Origin of the sequence: Mangrovibrevibacter kandeliae, assembly GCF_024519155.1 — a bacterium.
GTDB lineage: Bacteria > Pseudomonadota > Alphaproteobacteria > Rhizobiales > Rhizobiaceae > Mangrovibrevibacter > Mangrovibrevibacter kandeliae.
In genome coordinates, this window is sequence record NZ_JANIFJ010000001.1 from 660,791 (window position 1) to 680,628 (window position 19,838).

Sequence of the window (19,838 nt, forward strand, 5' to 3'; positions counted from 1 at the left end):
CATGGGCAGCTCGCATCCGGGAGGAAAACATCATGTCGTTCTTTGGCCTCGACGCGCCGATCCGTTACGCCGGGCCGGATTCGAAGGATCCGCTCGCCTACCGATTCTACGACAAGAACAAGCAGGTGATGGGCAAGCGGATGGAGGATCACCTCCGCTTCTCCGCCTGCTACTGGCATTCCTTCACCTGGCCGGGCGGCGACCCGTTCGGCGGCGAGACCTTCCTGCGCCCGTGGATGCACGGCAGCGATCCGCTGCAGATGGCGCGCGACAAGGCCGACGTCGCCTTCGACATGTTCAAGCTGCTCGACGTGCCCTTCTTCACCTTCCATGACGTCGACGTCGCACCGGAAGGGGCTTCGCTCGCCGAGTCGGTGAAGAACCTCGAGACGATCACCGACATCTTCGCCGAGAAGATGGGGCAGACCGGCACCAGGCTCCTCTGGGGCACCGCCAACCTGTTCTCGCATCGCCGCTATATGGCCGGCGCCGCCACCAATCCCGATCCGGACGTTTTTGCCTACGCCGTCGGCCAGGTGAAGGCGGCGATCGATGCCACGAAGAAGCTGAACGGCGAGAACTATGTCTGCTGGGGCGGGCGCGAGGGCTACGAGACGCTGCTGAACACCGACATGAAGAAGGAGCTCGACCAGCTCGGACGCTTCATGTCGATGCTCGTCGACTACAAGCACAAGATCGGCTTCTCCGGCCCGATCCTGATCGAGCCGAAGCCGCGCGAGCCCTCCAAGCACCAGTACGACTTCGACGTCGCGACCGTCTTCGGCTTCCTGCAGAAGTATGACCTCCTTGCCGACGTGAAGGTCAACATCGAGCAGAACCACGCGATCCTCGCCGGCCACTCCTTCGACCACGAGGTGCGGCTCGCCTACGCCCTGGGCGTCTTCGGCTCGCTCGACATCAATCGCGGCGACGATCTCCTCGGCTGGGACACCGACCAGTTCGCAATGAACGTCTCCGAACTGACGCTGCTCTTCCACGAGATGCTCAAGCAGGGGGGCTTCACCACCGGGGGTCTCAACTTCGACGCCAAGATCCGGCGCCAGTCGATTGACCCGCAGGACCTCCTGATCGCCCACGTGGCCTCGATGGATGCGTGCGCCCGCGCGCTCCTCGCCGCCGAGGCGATGATCGCCGACAAGGCGCTCGAGGGTCCGCTCGCCGCGCGCTATTCCGGCTGGGCGAGCCCTGACAACCAGGCGATCCTGCGTGGCGAGAGCGATCTCGAGACCATCGCGGCCAAGGCGATGGCAGGGCTCGACCCGCAGCCGCGCTCGGGCCGGCAGGAATACCTGGAGGGTGTCCTCAACCGATACGTCTGAGCCGCTTGAAGCGGGGGAGGGCGCACTCCGAAGCGGGGCAAGTCGAGCACTAGACGTTCCCCCCGGCTGCCGTCCCCGCTTCCTCTTCGAGAGCTGTTCGCCTTCCGCTGGCTCAATGCTGCTGGGACTAGGGGCCCGTTGCGCAACTATCGGCGCGAGATGCTTCAGCGGTAGGTGCTATCGCGCTGATGCGGTCGTCATCCCGCCCTGAGCCGGGTTCATTTGTCGGCGTCCCGGCTCTTCTCGATGCTGGAAGGCGGCTTGCCGGTATGATCAAGCGGCGGCGACGGCGGCAAAGGCTTGGCATGGATCCCGGCTCAAGGCCGGGATGACGACACTGACGAAGAGCCGCGCCTCGATCGTCGCGGCTGGTAGACCTGCAACTGCGACCGAGCCTTGTTCCGTGAGGCATCGGTCCAAGCCACACCGCCTGATCCGAAAGGCTCACCAATGCCCACTTTTCTTGGCCTCGACCTCGGCACCTCCTCGCTGAAGGCGCTCCTCATCGACGAAACCCAGTCGCCGATCGCCAGCGTCAGCTTGCCGCTGACGGTCGAACGGCCGGACTTCGGCTGGTCGGAGCAGGACCCCGCCAGCTGGATCGCCGCCTGCGAAAAGGCGCTCGACCAGCTGAAGGCCGAGCAGCCGCAGGCCATGGCTGCGCTTGCCGGCATCGGGCTGTCCGGCCACATGCACGGCGCGACGCTCCTCGGCGAAGGCGATGCGGTGCTGCGTCCCTGCATCCTGTGGAACGACACCCGTTCGCATGCCGAGGCCGCCGAGCTCGACGACGCGGAGTCGCGCGCGATCACCGGCAACATCGTCTTCCCCGGCTTCACCGCGCCGAAGCTCGTCTGGGTCGAGCGGCACGAGCCGGAGATCTTCGCCAAGGTCCGGCGCGTCCTCTTGCCGAAGGACTACCTGCGGCTCTGGCTGACCGGCGAGGCCGTGTCCGAGATGTCGGACGCGGCCGGCACCGCCTGGCTCGACACCGGCAAGCGCGACTGGTCGGCGACCATGCTTGAGCGCACGCATCTATCGATCGACACCATGCCGCGCCTCGTCGAGGGATCCGAGGCGAGCGGCACGCTGCGGGCCGAACTCGCGGCCCGCTGGGGCCTGCCGGCGGGCATCGTCGTGGCGGGCGGCGGCGGCGACAACGCCGCCTCGGCCTGTGGCGTCGGCGTCGTCGCGCCGGGCACCGGCTTCCTGTCGCTCGGCACCTCGGGCGTCGTCTTCACTGCGACGGCCGGCTACACGCCCGCGCCGGAGACGGCGCTCCACACCTTCTGCCACGCCCTGCCGGGCCTCTGGCACCAGATGGGCGTGACGCTCTCGGCCGCGGGGTCGCTCGAATGGCTGTCCAAGCTCCTCCAGGAGAAGCCGGGCGAGCTCACCGCGAGACTCGGCGACGACCTGCAGGGACCGGGGCGGCTCCTGTTCCTGCCCTATCTCTCGGGCGAGCGGACCCCGCACAACGACGCCGCGATGCGCGGCGTCTTCGCCGGCCTCGAAGCCGACACCGATCGCGCGGACATGGTCAAGGCGGTGCTGGAGGGCGTCGCCTTCTCGATGCGCGACTGCCTGGAGGCCGGCGGCGGCACGCACACGGTCGACCGGCTGATCGCGGTCGGCGCCGGCTCGCGCTCGCATTACTGGCTGAGGCTGATGGCGACCGTGCTCGACACCGAGATCGCCCTGCCGGCGGCCGGCGATTTCGGCGCGGCCTTTGGTGCCGCCCGGCTCGGCATCTGCGCCGCGGCGGGCGCGGATCCGAAGGAGGTCATCACCGTCCCACCGCTCGCCGAGAGCTTCGCCCCGCAGCCGGAGTTCAAGGCCGAGTTCGAGGCGGCATACCGGCGGTACCGGGCGCTGTATCCGGCGGTGAAGGGCGCCCTCTCGGCCGCCTGACCGTCAGCCGCTGCCGACTGTCGCGCTGGCCGCCTGTCGTCCGGCGTTGACGGCAGGGCAGCGCTTCTTCAAAATCCGCCCATGATCGCGTTCGGCCTCCTCGCGAATACGTGCACCATGCTCGGCAATGCCGGGTGTGCGGGTGGCGTCACGGGCTAGCGTGCCGCGATCACCACGCAGACCCGCCGGCGGTGGGTCTGCGACAGCCTCTTCCGACCGGCAACAGACCAGGAAGAGAGCGCATGAGCGAAGACCCGGCAGACCCCGACGAACCCCATGTCCTACTCCGTCCGTTGCGCGTCGAGGATGCGGACGCATTGTGCGCGTTGCTCAACCAGCCTGGTACGCGGCAAGGCACGCTGCGTCCTCCATTTCAGAGGACGTCACAGACACGGCGATACATTGAAGCGTTGAGTGACGATGATCTCACCATCGTCGCGGTCAGCGGCGACACGATGCTCGGCCAGGCGGGCCTGCACAGGCTGACCGGTCGGCGGCGCCACTGCGCGTCGCTCCACATCGCGGTCGCCGATGCGCATGTCGGCCGGGGCATCGGCACGACGCTCCTGACCGCCGTCATCGATGCCGCCGACAACTGGCTGGACGTCCGGCGTCTGGAGCTGACCGTCTTTGCCGACAATGCCGTCGCCATCGGCCTCTACCGGCGCTTCGGCTTCGAGGAGGAGGGGCGCCTGCGCGGCTATGGCATGCGCAACGGCACCTACTGCGACGCGCTCATCATGGCGCGGCTGCGGGGGATCTGAAGTCCGGATGCGAAAAGGGCCCCGGCGCACGCGCCGGGGCCCCCTCAGATCAGGCAAAGCCTATCGTGAAGAGAGGAGCTTACTCCTTCTCGGCGTACTTGCCGTCCTTCCACTCGTACATGACGTAGCCCGGCAGCGTGACGTCGCCCTTGTCGTCGAAGGACAGGTCGCCGATGACGGTCGAGAAGGTGCCGTCGTTCAGCGCCTTGGTCACTGCGTCCGGCTCGGTCGAGCCGGCGGTCTTGACGGCGTCGGCCCAGGCCTGGATCGCGGCGTAGGTGTAGAGCACGTAGCCCTCGGCGGTCTCGCCCTTCTTGTCGAGCTCGTCGACGACCGGCTTGGCGGCCGGGTTCTTGCGCGGGTCGGGCGAGAAGGTCATCAGCGTGCCCTGACCGGCATCGCCGGTGATCGACCAGTACTCGTCGGTCACGAGCGCGTCGCCGGACATCAGCGTCGCGCTCATGCCCTGCTCCTTCATCTGGCGGGCGATCAGGCCGGCCTCGGTGTGGTAGCCGCCGATGTAGACGAGCGAGATGCCGGCCTGCTTCAGCTTGGTGACGAGGGCGGTGTAGTCCTTCTCGCCAGCCGTGTAGGACTCGACGACATCGGCCTTCTTGCCGGCCGCCTCGAGCGCCTTCTGCGTCTCGTCGGCGAGGCCCTTGCCGTAGGCGGACTTGTCGTTCAGGATCGCGACCTTCGCGTCCTTGAAGTTGTCGAAGATGTACTTGCCGGCCACCTGGCCCTGCTGGTCGTCGCGGCCGCAGACGCGGTAGATGCCGTCGCCCGGGCGCTCGTCGGTGAACTTCGGGTTGGTCGAGGCCGGCGAGATCTCGACGATGCCCTCTTCGGCATAGACCTGGCTGGCCGGGATCGAGGAGCCCGAGCAGAAGTGACCGGCGACGAAGGGCACGCCCTCGCCGGCGAACTGGTTGGCGACCGCGACCGCCTGCTTCGGGTCGCAGGCGTCGTCGCCGACCGACAGCTTCAGCATCTCGCCGTTGACGCCGCCCTTGGCGTTGATGTCCTCGACCGCCTGTTCGGCGCCGATCTTCAGCTGCTGGCCGAAGGTCGCATACTGGCCCGTCATCGGACCGGCGACGCCGATCGTGATGTCCGCGAACGCCATTCCGGCAAAGGCGAAATTCAGCGCCACGCCGGCAAGAAGTGCTTTCTTCATGACAACCTTCCCTCTTGATACACTGGTTGAACCGTCGTTGACCGCGGCCGGCGAGGAGACCCTCACGCCTGCCGAAGTAAAGACCAGGTGGAGCCCGAACGGAAGTCCGGCAGCGGCCCTGACCGCATGAAACCCTGACGATGCACGATCGTCAGGCGGAGCGGTGCAGGAAACCGTACTGCCGGGCCATCTGCCCGGAGCGCGTCACGTGCCGTCCGCCGGCCGCGAGGGCCATCAGGACGACGAAGTCGACGACCGCGTAGTGAAGCGCGGTGCCGAAGGTCGCCGGTGGCAGGAAGAAGCTGCCGCCGAACAGACTGAAGTGGATGAAGCGGACGGCCACCGTCAGCAGCAGGACATAGAACACGCAGGTTCCCCATCCGCCCCAGGTGATCGCCGTCGAGCGGCCGATCATCCAGGCCGCCGCACCGCCCAGGACGACGGTGACGATCAGGAACTCGACCACCGATACTTCCCAAAGAAGCCCCATCTCCGGCTGCATCAGTGCGCTCCTCCCTCGAGATAGGCGCTGCGCACCTCCTTGCGGGCGAGGAGTTCGCGCCCGGTGCCGGTCATGGTGATGACGCCGTTGACCATGACGTAGCCGCGATGAGCGAGGCGGAGGGCATGGAACGCGTTCTGTTCGACGAGGAACACCGTCAGTCCCTCGTTTCGGTTGAGCTCGCGGATGACGTCGAAGATCTGCTTGACGATCAGCGGTGCGAGGCCGAGCGACGGCTCGTCGAGCAGCAGGAGGCGCGGCCGGCTCATCAGCGCGCGGCCGATCGCCAGCATCTGCTGCTCGCCGCCCGAGAGCGTCCCGCCGCGCTGGCCGGCGCGCTCCTTGAGGCGCGGGAACAGCGAGAAGACGCGCTTCAGGTCGTCGTCGAAATGAACCGGGTCGGTCAGCACCGCGCCCATCTGCAGGTTTTCCATCACCGTCATGCGCGGAAAGACGCGACGGCCCTCCGGCGACTGGGCGATGTCCTTCGACATGATGTCGTGGGTCGGCAGGCGGGTGATGTCTTCGCCGCGGTAGGTGATCTGGCCCTTCGCCGCCCGCGGATTGCCGCAGATCGTCATCATCAGCGTCGACTTGCCGGCGCCGTTGGCGCCGATGATGGTGACGATCTCGCCTTCGTTGACGTCGATGTCGACGCCGCGCAGCGCCTGGATCTTGCCGTAGAAGGTGTCGAGGCCGCGCACGGTGAGCAGCGGGACGCGCGCCGGGGCCGGCGCCGAGGGGGTGGAGGCGGGCAGGGCGCTCATCGGGCGCCTCCCGTGGCGCTGCGAGCCGCCGCCTCGTCCTCTTCGTGGTCGAGATCCTCCTCGACCTGGTCGACCTCTTCGTCGTCGACGCCGAGATAGGCTGCGATGACGCGCGGATCGGTGCGCACCTGCTCGGCGGTGCCGTCGGAGATCTTCTTGCCGTAGTCCAGCACGATGATGTGGTCCGAGATCTCCATGACGACGCCCATGTCGTGCTCGATCAGGAGCACCGAGACGTCGTGCTCGGCGCGGATGTATTTCAGGAGGTCGTTGAGCTCGGCCGACTCGCGCGGATTGAGGCCGGCGGCCGGCTCGTCGAGGCAGAGCAGCGCCGGCCCCGTGCACATCGCCCGGGCGATCTCCAGCCGCCGCTGCGCGCCATAGGGCAGGTCGGCGGCCGGGTCGTCGGCGCGCTCGATCAGCCGGGTGCGCTCCAGCCAGTAGATCGCCCGCTCACGCGCCGCCTCCCGCGCGCGGCGGTAGCCGGGCAGGCCGAGCAGGCCGCCGATGGTGTAGCCGGACGCGCGCATCAGGACGTTGTGCTGGGCGACGAGAAGGTTCTCGAACGCCGTCATGCCGCCGAACAGGCGGATGTTCTGGAAGGTGCGGGCGACGCCTGCGGTCGCGGTGATGCGGAAGTCGCTCATCCGCTCCAGGAGGAAGACCTCGCCATTGGCGTCGCGCCCGTGCTGGGCGCCGCTCGCCGTCAGGTCGCGGATGGTCTCGTCGGCGATGCCGCGCCCGCGCCGCAGCGCGATCCGCCCCTCGGTCGGCTTGTAGAAGCCGGTCACGCAGTTGAAGACCGTCGTCTTGCCCGCGCCGTTCGGGCCGATCAGCGCGGTGATGTCGCCGCGCCCGACCGAGAACGACAGATCGTCGATGGCGGTGAGGCCGCCGAAGCGCATCGTCAGGTGCTCGACCGACAGCACCGGGTCGTCGTGCCAGCGGTCGAGGGCGGCGGCGCTGGCCGCGGGGCCGGCCGCCAGGTTGCTCGGGGTCTGGCTCATCAGTGGCCCTCTCCCTGCGCGACGAGATCGGCGCCGATGACCTTTTTCTCCTTGTAGATGGCGGAGGGCGAGCGCGACGAGATCAGGCCGCGCGGCTTCCAGACCATGATCCCGACCATCGCGAGGCCGAAGATCAGCATGCGATACTGGGTCGGATCGAAGTCGGATCCGAACACTGCCTGCAGGATCGTCAGGTGACGCAGGAGCTCGATGCCGCCGATCATCACCACCGAGGCGAAGACGACGCCGAGCTGCGAGCCGAGGCCGCCGAGGACGACGATCGCGAGGATGATCGCCGATTCGATGAAGGTGAAGCTCTCCGGCGAGATGAAGCCCTGACGCGTGGCGAAGAAGGAGCCGGCGAAGCCGCCGAACATCGCGCCGGTGGCGAACGCCGTCAGCTTGACGTTGGTGGTGTTCAGCCCGAGCGCCCGGCAGGCGATCTCGTCCTCGCGCAGCGCCTCCCAGGCGCGGCCGATCGGCAGCTTGCGCAGCCGCAGCGTCACGAAGTTGGTCAGGAGTGCCAGCAGCAGGATGATGTAATAGAGAAAGATGAAGCGGTGGATCGAACTGTATGGAATCCCGAAGAAATCGGAAAACGAGCCTTCGCCTCGGCCGAAGTCGAGACCGAACAGGGTCGGCTTGGGGATTCCGAGGACGCCGTTCGGACCGCCGGTGATGTTGCCCCAGTTGATCAGGATGACCCGGATGATCTCGCCGAAGGCGAGCGTGACGATGGCGAGGTAGTCGCCGCGCAGCCGCAGCACCGGAAAGCCGAGCACGATGCCCCAGCCGGCGGCGAAGAGCCCGGCCATCGGCAGGCAGACCCAGAAGCCGAGGTCGAAATTGGTGGCGAGCAGCGCGAAGGAATAGGCCCCGACCGCATAGAAGGCGACATAGCCGAGGTCGAGCAGACCGGCGAGGCCGACCACGATGTTGAGGCCCCAGCCGAGCATCACATAGGTCAGGATCAGGATCGCGAGGTCGATCAGGTAACGGTCCTGCGAGGGCAGCAGCGTCTCGATCAGGAACGGGAAGGTGGCCGCGATCAGGAGCATGACGACGCCGACGGCCCTGCCGAGCCAGCGGGCGCCGGTCGCAGCGCCGGGGCTGGTGGCGGTCTTGTCCCGCTTGACGATGTCGCTGAGCTTGCGGCCCGGCACGTAGACGAAATAGCTCAGCACGAAGCGCGCGGCGAAGGCGATCGCGATCCAGACGAACCACAGCGGCCACTGCAGGATGAGATCGAGGCCGCCGATGCCGATGTCGGTGCGGAAGGCGAAGAAGAACAGCGTCAGGCCGGCGACGACGGCCGCCGTCAGCGCAGCCTCGCGCAGCGAGCGCTGCAGGCGGCTTTCGAGGATCGGCTCGGGCGCGAAGGGCGGCTCGCCGCGGGCGGTCTCCCGCAGCTCCTCGTTCTTCAGCTGGGCACCCTCCGGGCGCGCCTCGACGGCGGTCGGATCGATCGCGGACATCGGCTCAGACCTTCTCGACTTCGGGACGGCCGAGCAGGCCCGAGGGCATGAAGATCAGGACGATCGCGAGGATCGAGAAGGCCGCGACGTCCTTGTACTCGACCGAGAAGTAGCCGGACCAGAAGGTCTCGATCAGGCCGATGGCAAGGCCCCCGAGCATGGCGCCGGGCAGCGAGCCGATGCCGCCGAGCACCGCCGCGGTGAAGGCTTTCACGCCGGCGAGGAAGCCGATGTAGAAGTCGATCACGCCGTAATAGAGCAGGAACATGAGGCCTGCGACGGAAGCGAGGCCGGCGCCCATGACGAAGGTCAGCGAGATCGTCCGGTCGACGTTGACACCGAGCAGCGAGGCCATCTTGGCGTCCTGCTCGCAGGCGCGCTGCGCCCGGCCGAGCGAGGTGCGCGAGATCAGGAGCGTGAAGCCCGCCATCAGCACGACGGTCGTCACGACGATCAGGATCTGCACGTAGGAGAGCTGCACGTTGACGAACTCGCCCTGCATCAGCGTGATGCCACCCTGGATCTGCGGCGGCAGCGGCTTGACGCGCGCGCCCTGCGTCACCTGGACGAAGTTCTGCAGGAAGATCGACATGCCGATCGCGGTGATCAGCGGCGCCAGGCGGAAGGAGCCGCGCAGCGGCCGGTAGGCGACCCGCTCGACCGCCCAGCCCCACAGCGCGGTGAAGCCCATCGCGACGATCAGCATGATCAGGAGGACGACGGGCAGGAAGGTGATGCCGAGAAGGGCGAGGGCGACGAAGGTGGTGAGCGCGATGAACGAGCCGATCATGAAGATTTCGCCGTGGGCGAAGTTGATCATGCCGATGATGCCGTAGACCATCGTGTAGCCGATGGCGATGAGCCCGTAGATCGATCCGAGCGTGATCCCGTTGATCAGCTGCTGGAGAAAATATTCCATTACGCCCCTTCGCACTGCACACCCGGCCGAAGCGCACGCGGTTCGCATCCGCCTGAGCTTAAGGCATGGTGATTTTCATAGCACGGCGGCCGCGAATGCCAACAGCCCGCTTGAGACGGATGTGGAGAGTTTTCGCTAAGGCGTTCTCGGCGCTGGATTTCCGGACAAGATGACGCGCGGCGGCCGGCTTTGTGTACGAGGCGCTTGACAGCACCCGTCGCTGGCGTACCCTCGCGCTCGTCCAAGGGGAGTTCCGGTGAAGGAACTGAGAGGCCGCTAGCGCGCGGCGACCCTTCGAACCTGATCCAGTTCAGACTGGCGTAGGGATGGAAAGAGCCGCCGGCCGATCCCCGAGTCGGAGTCCCGCGGCCCACTTCTGATCACCGATGCACGGACTGGATCTCCAACGCTGTCGAAGCGGGGAGTTCCGAATGAACGCGCACACACCCATCGTCACCGCGGGCCCGCTGCCGGCCTCCCGCAAGATCTATCTCAGCGGCACCGCCCATCCGGACATCCGTGTCCCCTTGCGCGAGATCGCCGTGCACCCGACCGCCGGCGAGCCGCCGGTCACGGTTTACGACGCGTCCGGTCCCTACACCGATCCGACCGTCGAGACCGACATCGCTCGCGGCCTGCCACGGTCTCGCGCGGCACTGACGCTCGCCCGCGGCGACGTCGAGGCCTATGAGGGCCGGGCGGTGAAGCCGGAGGACAACGGCAACCTGCCGGCGGAGAAGCTGACGCCGGCCTTCCCGGTCCAGCACCCGCCGCTGCGGGCAAGAGCCGGACAGCCGGTGACGCAGCTCGCCTATGCCCGGGCCGGCATCGTCACCCCGGAGATGGAGTTCGTGGCGATCCGCGAGAATCTCGGGCGGCAGGCGGCGAAGGCCGCGCTTGCCCGCGACGGCGAACCCTTCGAGGCGGAGATCCCCGACGTCATCACCGCCGAGTGGGTGAGGGAGGAGGTCGCCTCCGGCCGCGCCATCATCCCCGCCAACATCAACCACCCCGAGCTCGAGCCGATGGCGATCGGGCGCAACTTCCTCGTCAAGATCAACGCCAATATCGGCAACTCGGCCGTCACCTCCTCGATGGCCGAGGAGGTCGACAAGATGGTCTGGGCGATCCGCTGGGGCGCCGACACCGTCATGGACCTCTCCACCGGGCGCAACATCCACAACATCCGCGACTGGATCATCCGCAACGCGCCGGTGCCGATCGGCACGGTGCCGCTCTACCAGGCGCTGGAGAAGGTCGACGGCATCGCCGAGAACCTCACTTGGGAGGTCTATCGCGACACGCTGATCGAGCAGGCCGAGCAGGGCGTCGACTACTTCACGATCCATGCCGGCCTGCGGCTCGCGCACATCCCGCTCACCGTCGACCGGGTGACCGGCATCGTCTCGCGCGGCGGCTCGATCATGGCCAAGTGGTGCCTGCATCACCACAGGGAGAGCTTCCTCTACGAGCATTTCGAGGAGATCTGCGACATCTGCCGCGCCTATGACGTCTCCTTCTCGCTCGGCGACGGCCTGCGGCCGGGCTCGATCGCCGACGCCAACGACGCCGCGCAGTTCGCCGAACTGGAGACGCTGGGCGAGCTGACCAGGATCGCCTGGGCGAAGGACTGCCAGGTGATGATCGAGGGCCCCGGCCACGTGCCGATGCACAAGATCAAGGTGAACGTGACGAAGCAGCAGAAGCTGTGCGGCGACGCGCCGTTCTACACGCTGGGGCCGCTCGTCACGGACATCGCGCCGGGCTACGATCACATCACGTCCGGCATCGGCGCGGCGATGATCGGCTGGTTCGGCACAGCGATGCTCTGCTACGTCACGCCGAAGGAGCATCTCGGGCTGCCCGACCGCGACGACGTGAAGGTCGGCGTCATCACCTACAAGATCGCCGCCCATGCCGCCGATCTCGCCAAGGGCCACCCGGCGGCGCAGCTGCGCGACGATGCCCTCAGCCGCGCCCGCTTCGAGTTCCGCTGGGAGGACCAGTTCAACCTCTCGCTCGACCCGGAGACGGCCTGCGCCCTGCACGACGAGACGCTGCCGAAGGAGGCGCACAAGGTCGCGCATTTCTGCTCCATGTGCGGCCCGAAATTCTGCTCGATGCGGATCTCTCACGACATCCGTGCCGAGGCGCAGAAGGAGGGCATGGCGGCGATGGCGGCGAAGTACCGCGCCGGCGGCGATCTCTACGTCCCGGCCGCCGAGGCCGGCGCGGCGGAGCCGGCGGAGTAGGGCGATGCAGGTCTGCGTCCTTGGCGCCGGCGTCGCCGGCCTCGTGGCGGCGGTGACGCTCGCCGAACGCGGCCATGTCGTCACGGTGTACGAGCGGGCGGCCGAGCTCGGCGGCGGCGCGGCCTCCTGGCTTGCCGGCGGCATGCTCGCGCCGCGCTGCGAGGCCGAGAGCGCCGACGCCTCGATCGTCGCTCCGGGTCTCGCCGGGATCGACTGGTGGGCGGCGCGCGTGCCGGTCGAGCGGCGCGGCACCCTCGTGGTCGCGCCGCCGCGCGATGCTGCCGACGTGAAGCGGTTCGCCCGCCTGACCGAGGGCGGCGAAACCGTGGACGAGAGCGGGGTCGGGGCGCTGGAACCCGACCTTGCCGGCCGATTCCGGCGCGGACTGTTCTTCCGCGACGAGGCGCATCTCGATCCCCGGCGGGCGCTTGCCGCGCTGGCGGATCGGCTGCGCGGGCTCGGCGGAACAATCCAACTCGGCCGCGAGGCCGATCCGGTCTCGGCGCCCGGGGACGTCGCGATCGACGCACGGGGCATCGCTTCCGATGCTTCCGGCCTGCGCCCGGTGCGCGGCGAGATGCTGATCCTGCACGCGCCGGAGGTGACGCTCTCCCGTCCGGTGCGGCTCCTGCATCCGCGCAGTCCGCTCTACGTCGTGCCGCGCGGGGAGGGCCGCTTCATGGTCGGCGCGACGATGATCGAGAGCGGCGAGACCGGGGGGATGCGCCTGCGCTCTGCCGTCGAGCTGATGAACGCCGCCCATGCGCTGCATCCGGGTTTCGCCGAGGCGGAGATCGTCGAGATGCGGGCGGGGCTGCGCCCATCCTTTCCGGACAACTTGCCCCGCGTCACCGGGGCGGGGCGGGTCATCTCGATCAACGGGCTCCACCGCCACGGCTTCCTGCTGTCGCCGGCGCTCGCGGGCGAGGCGGCGGCGCTGGTCGAGGGCAGCCAGCATCACAGGCGATCGGCCGCATGAGGATCTTATTGAACGGCAAGGCCGCCGAGATCGAGGCGGCGACGCTCGCCATGGCACTCGCCGAACTCGGCTATGACGACCGGCTCGTCGCCACCGCGCTCAACCGCGACTTCGTGCCGGCCGACGAGCGCGCGGCCACCATCCTCAACGAGGGCGACCGGATCGAGGTCCTGTCGCCGATGCAGGGAGGCTGAGATGGAGCTCTACGGTCGCAGCTTCGCTTCGCGCCTGATGCTCGGCACGGCGCAGTACCCGTCGCCGGCGATCCTCGCCGAGGCGGTGACGGCGTCGGGCGCCGGGATCGTCACCGTCTCGCTGCGCCGCGAGGCAGGGATCGAGCGCGCGGGCGAGGCCTTCTGGAGCCTGATCCGTGACCTCGGCGTCGCCGTACTGCCGAACACCGCCGGCTGCCACTCGGTGCGCGAGGCGGTCACCACCGCGAAGATGGCGCGCGAGGTGTTCGGCACGTCCTGGATCAAGCTCGAGGTGATCGGCGAGGCGGACACCCTGCAGCCCGACCTCTTCGGCCTCGTCGAGGCCGCCCGGATCCTCACCGAGGACGGCTTCGATGTGCTGCCCTACACGACCGAGGACCTCGTCGCCGCCGAGCGGCTGCTCGAGGCCGGATGCCGGGTGCTGATGCCCTGGGGCGCGCCGATCGGCTCGGCCCGCGGGCTCAACAACGTCTACGGGCTCCGAGCGATGCGCGCCCACTTCCCGGACGTGCCGCTGATCGTCGATGCGGGGATCGGGCTGCCGTCGCACGCCGCCGCCGCGATGGAGCTCGGCTATGACGGCATACTCCTCAACACCGCCGTCGCCAGGGCCGGCGATCCCGCCGCGATGGCCAGGGCGTTCGCGCAGGCGATCGAGGCCGGCCGGCTCGGCTTCGAGGCGGGGCCGATGGAGGCGCGCGACATGGCCGCGCCGTCGACGCCGGTGTTCGGCAAGGCGGCGCTCGCATGAGGCTCGACCCGTTCTACCTCATCGTCGACAACGCCGCCTGGATCGAGCGGCTGGTGCCGCTTGGCGTCAGGCTCGTCCAGCTGCGGGTGAAGGACCGCCCGGCGGCCGTCCTGCGCGAGGAGATCCGCCGGGGGCGGGTCGTCTGTGCCGCCCACGGCGCGCAGCTCGTCGTCAACGACCACTGGCGTCTGGCGATCGAGGAGGGCTGCGACTGCGTCCATCTCGGGCAGGAGGATCTCGCCGAAGCCGATCGCGGCGCCATCCGCCGCGCCGGGCTGAAGCTCGGCCTCAGCACTCATGACGACGTCGAGCTCGACACCGCGCTCGCCGCCGATCCGGACTATCTCGCGCTCGGCCCGATCTGGCCGACCATCCTGAAGGCGATGAAGTGGGCGCCGCAGACGCCGGAGCGCCTCGGCGACTGGCGTCGGCGCGTCGGCGACCTGCCGCTGGTGGCGATCGGCGGCATCACCGTCGAGCGCCTGCCGGAGGTCTTCGCCAACGGGGCCGACGTGGCAGCCGTCGTCACCGACATCACGCGCCACGCCGACCCGGAAGGGCGCACCCGGGAGTGGCTGGCGGCGACCGCGCCGTATCGGCAACCGACGCCTGCCTCGCCCCGCGCCGGTGATGCCGCCTGATCCGGGCGCGGTGACAGGGGCCGCATCGGCATCCGTGGACGCGCGAGCGGCGGCGTCGATGCGCCCGCTGGTGCTTGCCATCGGCGGGTCCGATTCCAGCGGCGGCGCCGGCATCGCCGCCGACATCCGTGCCGCCCACGACCTCGGTGCCGATCTCCGGCTGGCGCTCACCGCCGTCACCGTCCAGTCCGAGCGGTCGGTGCGATCGGTCCTGCCGGTGCCGCCGGACATCCTTGCCGAACAGGTCGCAACGGCGCTTCTCGACAAGCACGTCGGCGCGGTGAAGATCGGGATGCTCGGCACCGCCGAAGCCGTGGCGGCCGTCGCCGACGCTCTCGCCGGTACGCTCGTGCCGGTCGTGCTCGACCCGGTGCTCGCCGCGACATCGGGCGGGCGTCTGCTCGACGCGGACGGACTCGCGCTCCTCCTGCTGCGACTCCTTCCCCGCGCCACCCTCCTGACGCCGAACCTGCCGGAACTCGCGATCCTCGGTGCCGCTCTTGGCTTCGACGTTTCCGCCGCCGGGCAGGAGGACATCGCGGCGGGTCTGCTCTCGGCCGGCGCCGGGGCCGTCCTGGTCAAGGGTGGCCATGCCGAAGGAGCCGTAGCGCGTGACCGGCTGTTCCGGCCGTCTGATGGCGCGGAACGCGCCGCCGTCCATCACGCCGTCGCGTGCGCCGCGTTCGAGGCGCCGCGGCTGGCCGTCTCGATGCGCGGCACCGGCTGCACGCTGGCGACGGCGATCGCGGTGGAACTGGCGAGGGGCGCTGGGCTTCCCGACGCATGCCGCACGGCGAAAGCCTACCTTGAGGAAAGGCTCGTGGCGGCAGCCCGTACAGCATCCTGAGGTCATCCCTTCGCAGCCGGCCACCCGTCCTGCGCCCGGGCGACGCGGCAGTCGGAGTACGGGTCCTGCCGCTCAGGCCTCGAGCAGGTCGCTGTCCGACCCGCCGAGCGAGCGCAACCTGTCGGACACGAAGGTCATGAACGCGCGGATCTTGGCGGAGACGTTGTCGCGCTCCGGGTAGACGCCATAGATGTCGGCGTCGATCTGGGCGTATCGCGGCAGCACGATCGAGAGCCGGCCGGCCTCGATGTGACGGCGGATGTCCCACTCGGACCGCAACATGATGCCATGTCCTTCGAGGACCCATCGCAGGGCGATCTCGCCGTCGTTGCTGCTCAGACGCCCCTGCACCTTGATCGATTCCGTCGCCTGATTGCGCTGCAGCCGCCAGACGTCATAGGTCTGGTTGTCCTGCCGAAGCACGATGCATTCGTGATCGGCGAGGTCGCGAAGCCGGTGCGGCTGGCCGTGGCGCTCGATGTAGCTGGGCGCCGCGCACAGGTAACGGCGATTGCGCAGGAGACGCCTCCCGATCAGCCGGGAGTTCGGCGGGCTGCCGAAGCGGATCGCGATGTCGTAGCCGGCTTCCACCAGATTGATCGGCGCGTCGGTGAGGACGAGCTGTGCCGAGATCTCCGGGTGGAGACGGGCAAATTCCGAGACGATCGGCGCGATGTATTCCCGGCCGAAGCCGAAGGTCGAGTTGATCCGCAGGAGCCCTTGCGGACGCTCCCCCGCCTTGCGCAGCATCTGCTCCAAGTCCGCGATCGAGGCGAGGATCGCCTGGCCATGCTCGCGGTAGGCCTCCCCCTCGCTCGTCAGGCTGACGCGTCGGGTGGTCCTGTTCAGCAGCCGGACGCCGAGGCGGTTCTCGAGCTTTGCCAAACGCTTGCTCACGCCGGAGGTGGTCAGGCCGAGCTCGAGAGCCGTCTCGGACAGGCTGCCCTTGCGGGCCAGCAGCGCGAAGAACGCCAGGTCGCTGTCCACCATCTTTGTGTCTCCTCGGGACATGATGATTTGCCGAATTCGATATTCTCTCCTTTTGATCACGAATTATAGTCGGTTCTGCCAGCCGGCGACGGCATGGCGGCGATGCCGCGCGCACTCGACATGCGCGGGGCTCGTCGGGAGGACCGGTTCGAATGTTGGAGGACATCCGGCCGGAGGCGCGATCGGCGCGCCCTTCGTCCCTCAGCAGGCGTCGAGGCTGCAGTCGTGCAGTCGTCCGCGCAGTGTCGTCGGTGCTTCAGGCGCCGGGCGGCGCCAACACACGGGAGGTAACACCATGTCCTTGAAACTGACCGCGATCACCGTCGCTTTTCTCGCCGGCGTCGTTCCGGCGGCGACGGCGCAAGCCGCAGATGGCTATCCGACCAAGTCGGTCGAATACATCATCCCGTTCAACGCCGGGGGTGAATCCGACGTTTCGGCCCGGTTCCAGCAGGCGACCTGGGAGAAGATGTTCGGCCAGCAGCTGGTCATACAGTACATGGCGGGCGCGGGCGGTGCCCAGGCCTGGTCGCAGCTGAACTCGCTGCCGGACGACGGCTACACCATCATGGGCATCAACCTGCCCCACACCGTCCTGCAGCCGATGGAGAAGGACGTCGGCTACAAGACCGAAGACCTGACCCCGGTGAACTACTTCCACTACACGCCGGATGCGATCTTCGTCGGCAAGGACAGCCAGTTCCAGACGCTGAAGGATCTCGTCGACTACGCCAAGCAGAATCCGGGGCTCGTGACCTTCAGCGGTTCGGGTTCGAACTCCTCGAACAACCTCGCGCAGGCGCGCCTCGACGACCTCGCCGGCATCACCACCACCTATATTCCCTTCTCGGGCACCAGCCCGGCCATCACGGCAGTGCTCGGCGGCCAGACCATCGCGGGTTTCAACTACGTCACGTCGGGCGTGAGCCAGGGTGACGCGCTGAAGATGCTGGCGGTCGCGGCCGATGAGCGGCTGCCGGCCTTCCCGGACGTGCCGACCTTCAAGGAGCTCGGCTACGACCTCGTCGGCGGCGCCTATCGCGGCGTCGCAGTGCCGAAGTCTGCCTCGGAAGAGGTCCGCAAGGCGGTGTCGGACGCGGTCAGCAAGGTCAATGCCGACCCGGACTTCAAGAAGAAGATGGAGGATGCCGGCTTCGTGCTGACCGACCTGCCCTACGAGAAGATGGGCACGTTCATGGCCGAGAAGCAGAAGGAATACGAGGCCGGCGCCGCCAAGCTCGGCATCGCGGCCAAGTAAGCGGCACCGACGGATCACGGACATGGTGCTTCTCGAGTCTTTCCTCGGCGCGCTGACGCCGTTGAACCTCCTGCTCGCCCTGGTGGGCGTCGTCCTGGGAACGGTCATCGGCGCGCTGCCCGGCCTCTCGGCGACCATGGCCGTGGCCGTCCTCGTCCCCTTCACCTTCACGATGGACCCGGCGTCGGGGCTGATCGCCCTCGGCGCCATCTACACCGGCGCCATCTATGGCGGCGCCTACGCGGCCATCCTCGTCAATACGCCGGGCACGCCGTCGTCGATCGCCACAACCTTCGACGGCTACCCGATGGCCAAGCGCGGGGACGGCGGGCTCGCCGTCACCCTCGCGACCTTGTCCTCCGTGGTCGGGGGGCTGGTCGGGGGGCTGTTCCTCCTGTTCCTGTCGCCCCCGCTCGCACGCGTCGCGCTGGCCTTCGGCCCGCCCGAGTACTTCTGGCTCGCGATCTTCGGCCTGACCCTGATCTCGGCACTGTCGGTCGGCAACACGGTGAAGGGCCTGATCGGCGCCTGCCTCGGCCTCTTGATGTCGATGGTCGGCGTGGCCGTCGTCGGCGGCGACATCCGCTACACGCTCGACACCCAGGTGCTCCTCGGCGGCATCGACATCACCTCCGCCCTGATCGGCCTCTACTGCGTGCCGGTCGTCATCGACCTCGTCGCCACCCGCGCGCAGCATCTGACGGTCGAGGACGACCTCAAGGGCATCCGCCTCGGCGAGGCCCTGTCGATCAGCTGGGCGCGCAAGTTCAACGTCATCCGCAGCTCGGTCATCGGGACGGTGATCGGCATCCTGCCGGGCGCCGGCGGCTCCATCGCCGGGCTCGTGTCCTATTCGGAGGCGCGGCGCGCCTCGCGCCATCCCGAGCGCTTCGGCAAGGGCGAGCCGGACGGCGTCATCGCCACCGAGGCGGCGAACAACGCCACGGTGGGCGGCGGCTTCATTCCGACGCTGGTGCTCGGCATTCCCGGCACGCCGCCGGACGCCATCATCCTCGGCGCCCTGCTGGTGCAGGGCATCAAGATCGGCCCGACGCTGTTCAGCGCGCAGGGCAACATCGTCTACACCTTCATCTTCGGGCTGCTGATCGCCACGGTCCTGATGCTGCCGGCCGGGCTTCTGATCGGCAAGTACGCCTATCGCTCGATCATCTCGATCCCCAAGCCCGTGCTCGTCCCGACGGTCGCCTTCCTGACGATCATCGGCAGCTTCGCGATCCACAGCAACATCCACGACACGCAGATGATGTTCGTGCTCGGGATCCTCGCCTGGATCCTGAACCGCTTCGGCTTCGCGCCGTCGCCGATCGTGCTCGGCCTCGTGCTCGGCCAGATCGCCGAGCAGGGCTTCGTGCAGAGCTACCTCATCGGCAACGCCCAGAAGGCCGTGCTCGGCATGTTCTTCGGCCGGCCGATCAGCCTTGCCATCATCGTGGCGGCGGCCTTCACGCTGCTCTATCCGCTCGTGTCGACCTATCTTGCCAAGCGCCGAAGCCGTGCGGCCGTTCCGCTCGACGCGGTCGAGGATGCAGCACCCGAGGCCGGCCGCTACCGCGATCCGGCGAGCCTCGTGATGGCGGCCCTGTTCATCGTGCTCGGCGTCTTCGCCTATCTCGAGACCGCCGGAATGACGGCGATGGGCTCCGTATTCCCGACGACGATCTCGGCCGCGCTGATCGTGCTCTCGCTGGTGCTCGTGGCGATGCACCTGCGCCGCCCCGGCCGGCCGAGTCCTGTCGCCGGCGCCGCCCTGGCACCGGCTCGAGAAGCCGTGGGCTGGCGCCGGATCGCCGCGGCCCTCGCGATGGCCGTCTGGATCCTCGCCATTCCGGTCACCGGCTTCGCGACGGCCGGACTGCTCGGCTTCATCCTGATGATCGCCGCCGCCAGCTGGGATCGCCCGCAGGCGCAGACGCTCCTCGGCTACGCCATCGCCACGCTCGTGCTCGTCGCCGGCTTCTATCTGCTGATGGCGAAGGTGCTCCTGCTGCGCATGCCGCCCGGCGCGCTGTTCTGAGGCCGAAG

At 68.4% G+C, this 19,838-nt stretch carries 18 protein-coding genes and 1 riboswitch; of the genes, 11 read left to right on the forward strand and 7 right to left on the reverse strand.

What is annotated here, in order from left to right; translation table 11 throughout:
• Positions 1–32 precede the first annotated feature (32 nt).
• The 3 genes from xylA to NPA30_RS03175 all read left to right on the forward strand — a co-directional run bounded on the left by xylA (position 33) and on the right by NPA30_RS03175 (position 4,015).
• Positions 33–1,340 carry a xylose isomerase gene (gene xylA / locus NPA30_RS03165; protein WP_256800890.1) on the forward strand — a complete coding sequence of 436 codons (1,308 nt, stop codon included), beginning with the start codon at positions 33–35 and terminating at the stop codon, positions 1,338–1,340.
• Between the two features lie 450 nt (positions 1,341–1,790).
• Positions 1,791–3,251, forward strand: a complete 1,461-nt coding sequence (xylB, locus tag NPA30_RS03170) for a xylulokinase (RefSeq protein WP_256800892.1) — start codon at positions 1,791–1,793, stop codon at positions 3,249–3,251.
• A gap of 242 nt (positions 3,252–3,493) precedes the next feature.
• Positions 3,494–4,015, forward strand: coding sequence for a GNAT family N-acetyltransferase (locus NPA30_RS03175; protein ID WP_256800894.1), 522 nt, complete (start codon positions 3,494–3,496; stop codon positions 4,013–4,015).
• 79 nt (positions 4,016–4,094) lie between these two features.
• Here NPA30_RS03175 and NPA30_RS03180 read toward each other — a convergent pair whose 3' ends face one another.
• From NPA30_RS03180 to NPA30_RS03205, 6 genes are all read right to left on the reverse strand, one after another.
• Complete coding sequence (locus NPA30_RS03180; protein ID WP_256800895.1) at positions 4,095–5,192, reverse strand: branched-chain amino acid ABC transporter substrate-binding protein; 1,098 nt, start codon at positions 5,190–5,192, stop codon at positions 4,095–4,097.
• A 151-nt stretch (positions 5,193–5,343) separates the two neighbouring features.
• Positions 5,344–5,694, reverse strand: a complete 351-nt coding sequence (locus tag NPA30_RS03185) for a DUF6867 family protein (protein WP_256800896.1) — start codon at positions 5,692–5,694, stop codon at positions 5,344–5,346.
• Entirely contained in the window at positions 5,694–6,461 is a 768-nt protein-coding gene (locus NPA30_RS03190) for an ABC transporter ATP-binding protein (protein WP_256800897.1), read from the reverse strand. The genes NPA30_RS03185 and NPA30_RS03190 overlap by 1 nt, the downstream gene beginning before the upstream one ends.
• Complete coding sequence (locus tag NPA30_RS03195) at positions 6,458–7,468, reverse strand: ABC transporter ATP-binding protein (protein WP_306228667.1); 1,011 nt, start codon at positions 7,466–7,468, stop codon at positions 6,458–6,460. Before NPA30_RS03195 ends, NPA30_RS03190 begins: the two co-directional genes overlap by 4 nt.
• Entirely contained in the window at positions 7,468–8,943 is a 1,476-nt protein-coding gene (livM, locus tag NPA30_RS03200) for a high-affinity branched-chain amino acid ABC transporter permease LivM (protein WP_256800898.1), read from the reverse strand. The genes NPA30_RS03195 and livM overlap by 1 nt, the downstream gene beginning before the upstream one ends.
• A gap of 4 nt (positions 8,944–8,947) precedes the next feature.
• Positions 8,948–9,862, reverse strand: a complete 915-nt coding sequence (locus NPA30_RS03205; RefSeq protein WP_256800899.1) for an ABC transporter permease subunit — start codon at positions 9,860–9,862, stop codon at positions 8,948–8,950.
• 234 nt (positions 9,863–10,096) lie between these two features.
• A riboswitch (TPP riboswitch) is annotated at positions 10,097–10,206 on the forward strand.
• Positions 10,207–10,293: 87 nt separating this feature from the next.
• On the opposite strand from NPA30_RS03205, the gene thiC reads away from it, so the two are divergent.
• From thiC to thiD, 6 genes are read left to right on the forward strand one after another with little or no spacing between them, the layout of a single operon-like run.
• Positions 10,294–12,114, forward strand: coding sequence for a phosphomethylpyrimidine synthase ThiC (gene thiC, locus NPA30_RS03210; RefSeq protein WP_256800900.1), 1,821 nt, complete (start codon positions 10,294–10,296; stop codon positions 12,112–12,114).
• Positions 12,115–12,118: 4 nt separating this feature from the next.
• Positions 12,119–13,093, forward strand: coding sequence for an FAD-dependent oxidoreductase (locus NPA30_RS03215; RefSeq protein ID WP_256800901.1), 975 nt, complete (start codon positions 12,119–12,121; stop codon positions 13,091–13,093).
• Positions 13,090–13,287 (forward strand): sulfur carrier protein ThiS, encoded by a 198-nt coding sequence (gene thiS / locus NPA30_RS03220; RefSeq protein ID WP_256800902.1) that lies wholly within the window; start codon positions 13,090–13,092, stop codon positions 13,285–13,287. The genes NPA30_RS03215 and thiS overlap by 4 nt, the downstream gene beginning before the upstream one ends.
• A gap of 1 nt (position 13,288) precedes the next feature.
• Positions 13,289–14,059: a thiazole synthase gene (locus NPA30_RS03225; RefSeq protein ID WP_256800903.1), complete on the forward strand. Its 771-nt coding sequence runs from the start codon at positions 13,289–13,291 to the stop codon at positions 14,057–14,059.
• On the forward strand, positions 14,056–14,700 hold the full coding sequence (locus tag NPA30_RS03230; RefSeq protein WP_256800904.1) for a thiamine phosphate synthase: 645 nt from the start codon (positions 14,056–14,058) through the stop codon (positions 14,698–14,700). Before NPA30_RS03225 ends, NPA30_RS03230 begins: the two co-directional genes overlap by 4 nt.
• 58 nt (positions 14,701–14,758) lie before the next feature.
• Entirely contained in the window at positions 14,759–15,547 is a 789-nt protein-coding gene (thiD, locus tag NPA30_RS03235) for a bifunctional hydroxymethylpyrimidine kinase/phosphomethylpyrimidine kinase (RefSeq protein WP_256800905.1), read from the forward strand.
• Positions 15,548–15,619: 72 nt separating this feature from the next.
• On the opposite strand, the gene NPA30_RS03240 is transcribed toward thiD, so the two are convergent.
• Positions 15,620–16,537, reverse strand: a complete 918-nt coding sequence (locus tag NPA30_RS03240; protein WP_256800907.1) for a LysR family transcriptional regulator — start codon at positions 16,535–16,537, stop codon at positions 15,620–15,622.
• A gap of 295 nt (positions 16,538–16,832) precedes the next feature.
• Here NPA30_RS03240 and NPA30_RS03245 point away from each other — a divergent pair, with 295 nt between their 5' ends.
• Together NPA30_RS03245 and NPA30_RS03250 are read left to right on the forward strand one after the other, a co-directional pair.
• Positions 16,833–17,795, forward strand: a complete 963-nt coding sequence (locus NPA30_RS03245; protein WP_256800909.1) for a tripartite tricarboxylate transporter substrate binding protein — start codon at positions 16,833–16,835, stop codon at positions 17,793–17,795.
• 22 nt (positions 17,796–17,817) lie between these two features.
• Positions 17,818–19,830 (forward strand): tripartite tricarboxylate transporter permease, encoded by a 2,013-nt coding sequence (locus NPA30_RS03250; RefSeq protein ID WP_256800910.1) that lies wholly within the window; start codon positions 17,818–17,820, stop codon positions 19,828–19,830.
• The last annotated feature ends 8 nt before the right edge of the window (positions 19,831–19,838 follow it).

Bases quoted from the DNA above. Each gene is read 5' to 3' on its own strand.
- NPA30_RS03225 (WP_256800903.1), top strand. From the start codon at position 13,289: ATGGAGCTCTACGGTCGCAGCTTCGCTTCGCGCCTGATGCTCGGCACG.
- NPA30_RS03175 (WP_256800894.1), top strand. From the start codon at position 3,494: ATGAGCGAAGACCCGGCAGACCCCGACGAACCCCATGTCCTACTCCGT.
- NPA30_RS03205 (WP_256800899.1), bottom strand. From the start codon at position 9,862: ATGGAATATTTTCTCCAGCAGCTGATCAACGGGATCACGCTCGGATCG.
- thiS (WP_256800902.1), top strand. From the start codon at position 13,090: ATGAGGATCTTATTGAACGGCAAGGCCGCCGAGATCGAGGCGGCGACG.
- NPA30_RS03215 (WP_256800901.1), top strand. From the start codon at position 12,119: ATGCAGGTCTGCGTCCTTGGCGCCGGCGTCGCCGGCCTCGTGGCGGCG.
- NPA30_RS03250 (WP_256800910.1), top strand. From the start codon at position 17,818: ATGGTGCTTCTCGAGTCTTTCCTCGGCGCGCTGACGCCGTTGAACCTC.
- NPA30_RS03185 (WP_256800896.1), bottom strand. From the start codon at position 5,694: ATGCAGCCGGAGATGGGGCTTCTTTGGGAAGTATCGGTGGTCGAGTTC.
- livM (WP_256800898.1), bottom strand. From the start codon at position 8,943: ATGTCCGCGATCGATCCGACCGCCGTCGAGGCGCGCCCGGAGGGTGCC.
- NPA30_RS03245 (WP_256800909.1), top strand. From the start codon at position 16,833: ATGTCCTTGAAACTGACCGCGATCACCGTCGCTTTTCTCGCCGGCGTC.
- NPA30_RS03230 (WP_256800904.1), top strand. From the start codon at position 14,056: ATGAGGCTCGACCCGTTCTACCTCATCGTCGACAACGCCGCCTGGATC.
- thiD (WP_256800905.1), top strand. From the start codon at position 14,759: ATGCGCCCGCTGGTGCTTGCCATCGGCGGGTCCGATTCCAGCGGCGGC.
- NPA30_RS03195 (WP_306228667.1), bottom strand. From the start codon at position 7,468: ATGAGCCAGACCCCGAGCAACCTGGCGGCCGGCCCCGCGGCCAGCGCC.
- NPA30_RS03240 (WP_256800907.1), bottom strand. From the start codon at position 16,537: ATGGTGGACAGCGACCTGGCGTTCTTCGCGCTGCTGGCCCGCAAGGGC.
- thiC (WP_256800900.1), top strand. From the start codon at position 10,294: ATGAACGCGCACACACCCATCGTCACCGCGGGCCCGCTGCCGGCCTCC.
- xylB (WP_256800892.1), top strand. From the start codon at position 1,791: ATGCCCACTTTTCTTGGCCTCGACCTCGGCACCTCCTCGCTGAAGGCG.
- NPA30_RS03190 (WP_256800897.1), bottom strand. From the start codon at position 6,461: ATGAGCGCCCTGCCCGCCTCCACCCCCTCGGCGCCGGCCCCGGCGCGC.
- NPA30_RS03180 (WP_256800895.1), bottom strand. From the start codon at position 5,192: ATGAAGAAAGCACTTCTTGCCGGCGTGGCGCTGAATTTCGCCTTTGCC.
- xylA (WP_256800890.1), top strand. From the start codon at position 33: ATGTCGTTCTTTGGCCTCGACGCGCCGATCCGTTACGCCGGGCCGGAT.